This window comes from Nocardioides sp. (assembly GCF_050699375.1).
In the GTDB taxonomy this organism is placed as follows: Bacteria; Actinomycetota; Actinomycetes; order Propionibacteriales; family Nocardioidaceae; genus Nocardioides.
The window spans coordinates 36,802-43,268 of record NZ_JBOHDN010000238.1 but is presented as its reverse complement, the minus strand read 5'-3'; the positions used below and the strand labels follow the sequence as shown (position 1 = coordinate 43,268).

The window sequence follows — 6,467 nt, the reverse complement described above, 5'->3', positions numbered from 1 at the left end:
CCGCTGGGGCGCAGCCGGGTGAGGCGGAGGGTCGCTCCGTACGTGTCGGCCAACGCCTTGAACTCGTCGAGCTGGCGTACGTTCTCGCGGGTCACGACGACCGAGATCTTGGAGTCCGTGAAGCCGGCCTCCTGCAGGTTGGCGAGCGCCCGGACCGCCATGTCGAAGGAGCCGCGGCCACGTACCGCGTCGTTCACCTCGGCGGTCGCGCCGTCCAGCGAGATCTGTACGTCGACGTAGTCCGAGGCGGCGAGCTGGGCCGCCCTCTCGCGGGTGATGCGGACACCGTTGGTCGAGAACTTCACCCCGACGTCGTGGGCGACCGCGTAGTCGAGCAGCTCCCAGAAGTCGGGACGAACGGTCGGCTCACCGCCGCCGATGTTGACGTAGAAGACCTGCATCCGCTGCAGCTCGTCGATGACGGCCTTGGCCTGCTCGGTGGAGAGCTCGTTCGGGTCACGACGGCCCGAGGAGGAGAGGCAGTGCACGCACGCCAGGTTGCAGGCGTAGGTGAGCTCCCAGGTCAGGCAGATCGGGGCGTCCAGGCCGTGCTCGAACTGGTCGATCAGCCGCGGAACGGGTTGCCTCTCGGTGTGCTGGTCCATCAGGGTCATGACGCGATCGCCTCCTGGCGTGGGCTGATCATTCCGGAACGGGCAAGGGCGGCGAGGGCCGCGAGGTGGTGCGGGCGATCGGCCTCGGTGACACCGACGGTGTCGAGGGCGGCGTCTGCCGAGACCGATCCGTCCAGCGCCTCCACGACCCGCACGAGCGCGAGGTCCTTGAGGAACGAGAGCCGCCGCGAGCCGAAGTCGTAGACGAGGGCGCCGAAGGGCTCGGGCCGGATCACGACGCTGGGGTTGCGGCGCCAGGCGCCCTGGGGGTCGAAGGAGGTCATGGTGTCTGGTCCTTTCAGATCAGTAGACGCCGCACATGCCGTCGATCGAGACCTCTTCGACGAGGAGGTCCTCCTCGACCAGGTCGGTGTCGACGTCGGCGGAGCTGGTGGTGTGAGCGGACATGTCCGGACTCCTTCGTTTGGCGGATGCACCGGTGATCGATGCGCTGACAAAACCGACGTTAGAGACCGACGGCCACGCTCAGCGCCGTCCGGAAGTGCACATCGACCTATCCGTTCGGAGGGGTTCGCCGAGGCATCGGAAGGCCCGGCCCGCGACTCCTCTCCGAACGGGTAGGTACGCGCCGGGCCGACCGATCAGGACCTCCTGCTCGCAGCGGATGGTTTGCGCTTCCGGGCCTCCCGCTGGGGGTGTGACGCGGCTTACGTTCGAGCACGTCATCAGTCCAAACAGGAGGTTCCCCATGCAGGTTGACGAGCTGCTCAAGCCATTCCCGATCAAGGAGTTCCACCCGTTCCCGCGGGCGCTCCTCGGGCCCGGATCCCACGAGCTCATCGGTCCCGAGGCGATCAAGCTCGGGTTCACCAAGCCGCTGGTCATGACGTCCGGCCTTCGGGGCACGAACATCGTCCAGAAGATCGTGGACTCGCTGAAGTACCACGGCCTCGACGCGGTCGTCTACGACCAGGTCGAGTCCAACCCCAAGGACTACAACTCCATGGACGCCGTGGCGTTGTACCAGCAGAACAAGTGCGACTCGTTCATCTCCATCGGCGGCGGGTCCTCGCACGATGCCTGCAAGGGCGCCCGCGTCTCGGTGGCCCACGACGGCCGCAACGTCAACGAGTTCGAGGGCTTCAACAAGTCCGAGAACCCCAACAACCCTCCGCACATCGCCGTGTCCACCACGGCCGGCACCGGTTCGGAGACCTCCTGGGCGTACGTCATCACCGACACGACCACGGACCCCGACAACCCGCACAAGTACGTCGCGTTCGACGACGCCTCGGTGGCGACCCTCGCCATCGATGACCCGGTGCTCTACTTCGACTGCCCGATCGACTACACCGCCCAGTGCGGCTTCGACGTGCTCGCGCACGCCTCCGAGCCGTACGTCTCGCGCCTGAACTTCGAGCCCTCGCTCGGCAACGCGATCCGGGCCATCAAGCTGACCTCGGAGAACCTGCGCGAGGCGGTCTGGAACGGTCAGGACCTCAAGGGCCGCGAGGGGATGATGTACGCCCAGTACATCGCCGCCCAGGCGTTCAACTCGGGCGGTCTCGGGATCATCCACTCGATCTCGCACGCGGTGAGCGCCTTCTACGACACCCACCACGGCCTGAACAACGCCATCGCGCTGCCCCGCGTATGGGCGTTCAACATGCCGGCGCAGTACGGACGGTTCGCGGACATCGCCGAGGCGATGGGCGTCGACACCCGTGGCATGACCAAGCCGCAGGCCGCCGACGCCGCGCTCGCAGCCGCGATCCGGCTGCTGCGCGACGTGGGCATCCCGGAGCGCTTCGTCGACGTCACCAAGGACAGCTACTCCAAGAACCGGCTGGGCCAGGGCCCGACCAAGTACTACGAGAACGCGAAGGTCATCAAGGGTGACGCGGCGGACGTCGACCGCATCACCAACCACGTCCTCGGCGATGCCTGCACCCCGGGCAACGCCAAGGAGTGCACCTTCGAGACGGTCCGCCCCGTCGTCGACCACGCCCTGAACGGCGACCTCGACGACCTGCTGACCTGATCCCCACCAGCTCGGTCCGGCCTGGGGGCCGGGGCATGCGCCCCCGGGTCGGACCGACTCCACGACTTCCCCTGATCTCCCCCTCCCCGAACAGACATGCCCAGCCACATGCCCACTCGTTGCAATCTGCCCCGTCGCCCCAGGAGGCACCCATGAACGCACAGTCCGTCGAGCTCGTCGATCTCGACACACATGCCGGCTTCGAGAACGTCGCCGACGTCATCGACCAGTTCACCGACCAGGGCTATCTGGCCGACGAGCGGCTCGCCACGACCGTCTTCCTCCAGACCCAGCTGGACAAGCCGGTGCTGCTGGAGGGCCCGGCCGGCGTCGGCAAGACCCAGCTGGCCAAGTCGCTGGCCGCGGTCACGGGCCGCAAGCTGCTGCGCCTGCAGTGCTACGAGGGCCAGGACGAGACCACCGCGCTCTACGAGTGGGACTACGGCCGCCAGCTCCTCTACACCCAGCTCATGCGCGAGAAGATCGGCTCGATCGTCGCCGACACTCCCGACCTCGCCTCGGCCGTGGAGGCGATCGCCGCCGAGGAGAGCGCCTTCTTCTCCGAACGGTTCCTCGCGGCCCGCCCGCTGCTCGAGGCGATCCGCTCGGAGGAGCCGGTCGTGCTGCTGATCGACGAGGTCGACCGCGCCGACGAGGCGCTCGAGGCGGTGCTGCTCGAGCTTCTCGCCGAGTATCAGGTCTCAGTTCCTGAGCTCGGGACCTTCACGGCCGTCCACCTGCCGTACGTCATCCTGACCTCGAACAACAGCCGCGATCTCTCCGCGGCGCTCAAGCGCCGTTGCCTGCACCTGTTCCTCGACTACCCGGACGCCGAGCGGGAGCTGGAGATCATCCGGTCGAAGAAGACCGGTCTCGCCGACGAGCTCGCGCGACAGCTCGTCGACATCGTCCGCGGCCTGCGCGAGCTCGACCTGCGCAAGGCACCGAGCATCTCCGAGACCGTCGACTGGGCACGTACGCTCGCGGTCCTCGGTGCCGAGGAGCTGACCGCCGAGACGCTGTCGGCGACCGCGAACGTCGTCGTGAAGTACGACCGCGACCTCAAGCGCACCCTCGAGGCGCTGCCGCGGCTCGTCGATCCGAACGCCGAGATCGACCACGACCATGGGCACGGTCATGGCCACGGGCACGGTCACGGCGACCACAGCCACGACAACAGCCATCAGAATGGCCAACAGGACGGCCACGAGATCGGCCAGGACGGGCCCGACGGGGCCGCCGTGCGACGGTCCAAGGACCTGCCCGGACGCCACGACGAGGCCTACTACGGGACCGGCTCCATGGGCCCGGCCCGCCAGGTGTCCGCAGACCAGGGCGCGCGCGCATTCGCCGGCCGGCGCCGGCCGTTCTGACAGGCGGAGGGCTGAGTCATGGATGGCGCAATCCACCGCTTCGTACGCCTGCTCCGACTGCAGGGCGTCCGGATCGGTATCTCCGAGGTCGTCGACGCGTCGCGGGCGGCGGGCGCGCCCGGCGTACTCGACAACCGGTCGCTGCTCCGCAGCGCGCTGCGGGTCACGCTGATCAAGGACCAGCGAGACGCGGCGACCTTCGAGCGGACCTTCGACCGCTTCTTCAGCCTGCGACCGGTGCTCGACGCTCCCGACGAGCACGGCCACTCCCATGCCCACGACGACCTGGAGGACGAGGGTGAGCTCGAGGAGTTCGTCCTCTCCGAGGAGCCGGGCAAGACTCCGAGCCAGGGACACAGCCACGGCAAGCCGGACGACATCCGCGACTACTTCGATCCCGAGGACCTCTCTCAGCAGTACAACCTGCACCAGGAGGCCAACAAGCTCGACATGGCCGCGATGACCGACGAGATCGTGCTCTCCAACGACGGCGACGGTGCGCGGACCGAGGCGGCCCGTGTCCAGCTCGACACCACACGGCTGCACAATCCGGGTCGCCCCGGCAGGATCGCGGACAAGGCGGGCACCCGGATGGATGTCGAGCTCACGGTGGCCGAGGAGATGGCGCTGCTGGCATGGCTGGACGACGCCGATGCGGATATGCCCGGAGCGACCCTCGAACCCGATGAGCTCGACGCACTCCGCGCCAGCCTCTCCGGCCTGCTCGACGGTCTGCCGTCCGCGTTGCAGGCGCACCTCGAGGAGCTGATGGCCTCCGATGCCGCCATCGAGTCCCGTGAGGCCGGCGCCCGGGAGATCGATCGCATCGGCGAGCTCGAGCGGGCCACCCTGGAGGACTCGCTCCGCAGGCTGATCCGCAGCCTGCACGGGGCTCCTCGTGCCCGACGACGCGTAGCGGCGCGGGGCAGCATCGACGGGTCCCGGACGATGCGGCGCAACATGCGCAGCGACGGCGTGCCGTTCCGGCCGGTGACGATAGCCAAGGTGACCGACCGCCCGCGCCTGCTGGTGCTCGCCGACGTCTCCCTGTCCGTACGCGCCGCCGCCCGGTTCACCCTGCAGCTGGTCCACGGCCTGCAGGGGATGGCCTCGCAGGTGCGTACCTTCGCCTTCGTCTCCGACCTGGTCGAGGTGACCGATCTCTTCGCCGAGCACCAGATGGAGGAGGCGCTGTCGCTGACCCTGTCCGGGCTGCCGGCGGGCGGCATCCTCGACGTCGACACCGACTCCGACTACGGCTCCGCGTTCGGCCAGTTCCTCGACGAGTTCGGGGGCGGCATCAACCGGCGTACGACCGTGATCGTGCTCGGCGACGGCCGCGGGAACGGCAACGACCCCGCCATCCCGGCGTTCGAGGAGATCACCCGACGAGCTCGCGAGACGATCTGGATCACTCCCGAGCCTCGCTACTCGTGGACCCTGGGAAGCTGCGATCTACCGGCGTACGCCACCCATTGCGACCGCGTCCACATCGTCCGCGACCTCGCCGGGCTCGATCTGGTGACGTCCCACCTGACCGAGGTCGGACGATGACCCTCGCCGTGCTGCCGCCGATCGATCCGCTGGCGAGCTCCGACTCCGACGCCTACCGTGACGGGCTGGTCGAGGTCGTGCGCGGCGGGTCTGCCCCGGCCGCAGCGCACCGGACCCGGTCGTTCGCGTTCTGGGCCGACGACGACCAGGTCCACCTGGTGCACGATCTGCCCGCCGAGCTGATCGACAACGACCTGGCGGGCCTGCTCGCGACCGAGCTGTTCGCACCGGGCTGGCTCGAGGGCAGCGATCTCTTCGAGCGGCTGATGACCGGGATCGTGATCACCTCGGCGCCCGACCCGCTCTCGGCGTGGACCCTGTTCTACGGCAACACCCTGGACCGGTTGACCGGACCCGTCGCAGCCGACCCTCCGGAGGCGCACGCCGCGTTGGCGGAAGGCTCGCTGGCCGGCTACGCGCCGGTCTACGCCCACGCACGCGCCTTGATAGACCCGGGCTCGATGCTCGAGCTGGGCAGCTGCTTCGGGTTCTTCAGCCTGCTCTGCGCCGCGGACCGCGATGTCACGGCGAGCGACCTCACCCCGAACACGGTGCGGCTGCTGACCCAGGTCGCACCGCGCCTCGCCCTGCGCCTGAGCACGGTGATCTGCGACGCCGCCCGGGTGCCCAGACCCGGCGCCTCCTTCGACACGGTGGTGGCATTGCACCTGCTCGAGCACCTGCCACCTGAGCACGGCCTCGCCGTCGTCCGGGAGATGCAGCGCCTGGCCCGTCGACGGGTCGTCATCGCGGTGCCCTACGAGGACGAGCCGACCGCGGCGTACGGCCATGTCCGGACGTTCAGCGCAGGTGACCTCACCGAGCTGGCCCACGACAGCGGCTGGTGGTGGCAGGTCCACGACCACCATGGCGGATGGCTGATCCTCGACCGTCCCTGACCATCACACCTTGACGGGGCGAGGG

At 68.8% G+C, this 6,467-nt stretch carries 7 protein-coding genes; 4 read left to right on the top strand and 3 right to left on the bottom strand.

All coding sequences use genetic code 11. From position 1 onward, the window contains the following. From mftC to mftA, 3 genes are all read right to left on the bottom strand, one after another. A partial coding sequence (mftC, locus tag ACRDPS_RS17675; RefSeq protein ID WP_431502971.1) for a mycofactocin radical SAM maturase occupies positions 1–614 on the bottom strand: 614 nt, incomplete at its 3' end. Then, positions 611–898: a mycofactocin biosynthesis chaperone MftB gene (gene mftB, locus ACRDPS_RS17670; RefSeq protein ID WP_431502970.1), complete on the bottom strand. Its 288-nt coding sequence runs from the start codon at positions 896–898 to the stop codon at positions 611–613. The genes mftB and mftC, both read right to left, overlap by 4 nt. Before the next feature lie 19 nt (positions 899–917). Next, a complete protein-coding gene (gene mftA / locus ACRDPS_RS17665; protein WP_431502969.1) occupies positions 918–1,022 on the bottom strand; it encodes a mycofactocin precursor MftA in 105 nt (34 codons plus the stop codon). Positions 1,023–1,323: 301 nt separating this feature from the next. Here mftA and mdo point away from each other — a divergent pair, with 301 nt between their 5' ends. From mdo to mftM, 4 genes are all read left to right on the top strand, one after another. Further along, entirely contained in the window at positions 1,324–2,616 is a 1,293-nt protein-coding gene (mdo, locus tag ACRDPS_RS17660; protein WP_431502968.1) for an NDMA-dependent methanol dehydrogenase, read from the top strand. A gap of 152 nt (positions 2,617–2,768) precedes the next feature. Beyond that, on the top strand, positions 2,769–3,989 hold the full coding sequence (locus tag ACRDPS_RS17655; protein WP_431502967.1) for an AAA family ATPase: 1,221 nt from the start codon (positions 2,769–2,771) through the stop codon (positions 3,987–3,989). A gap of 18 nt (positions 3,990–4,007) precedes the next feature. Continuing rightward, positions 4,008–5,543 carry a VWA domain-containing protein gene (locus ACRDPS_RS17650; RefSeq protein WP_431502966.1) on the top strand — a complete coding sequence of 512 codons (1,536 nt, stop codon included), beginning with the start codon at positions 4,008–4,010 and terminating at the stop codon, positions 5,541–5,543. Next, entirely contained in the window at positions 5,540–6,442 is a 903-nt protein-coding gene (gene mftM / locus ACRDPS_RS17645; RefSeq protein WP_431502965.1) for a mycofactocin oligosaccharide methyltransferase MftM, read from the top strand. The genes ACRDPS_RS17650 and mftM overlap by 4 nt, the downstream gene beginning before the upstream one ends. The last annotated feature ends 25 nt before the right edge of the window (positions 6,443–6,467 follow it).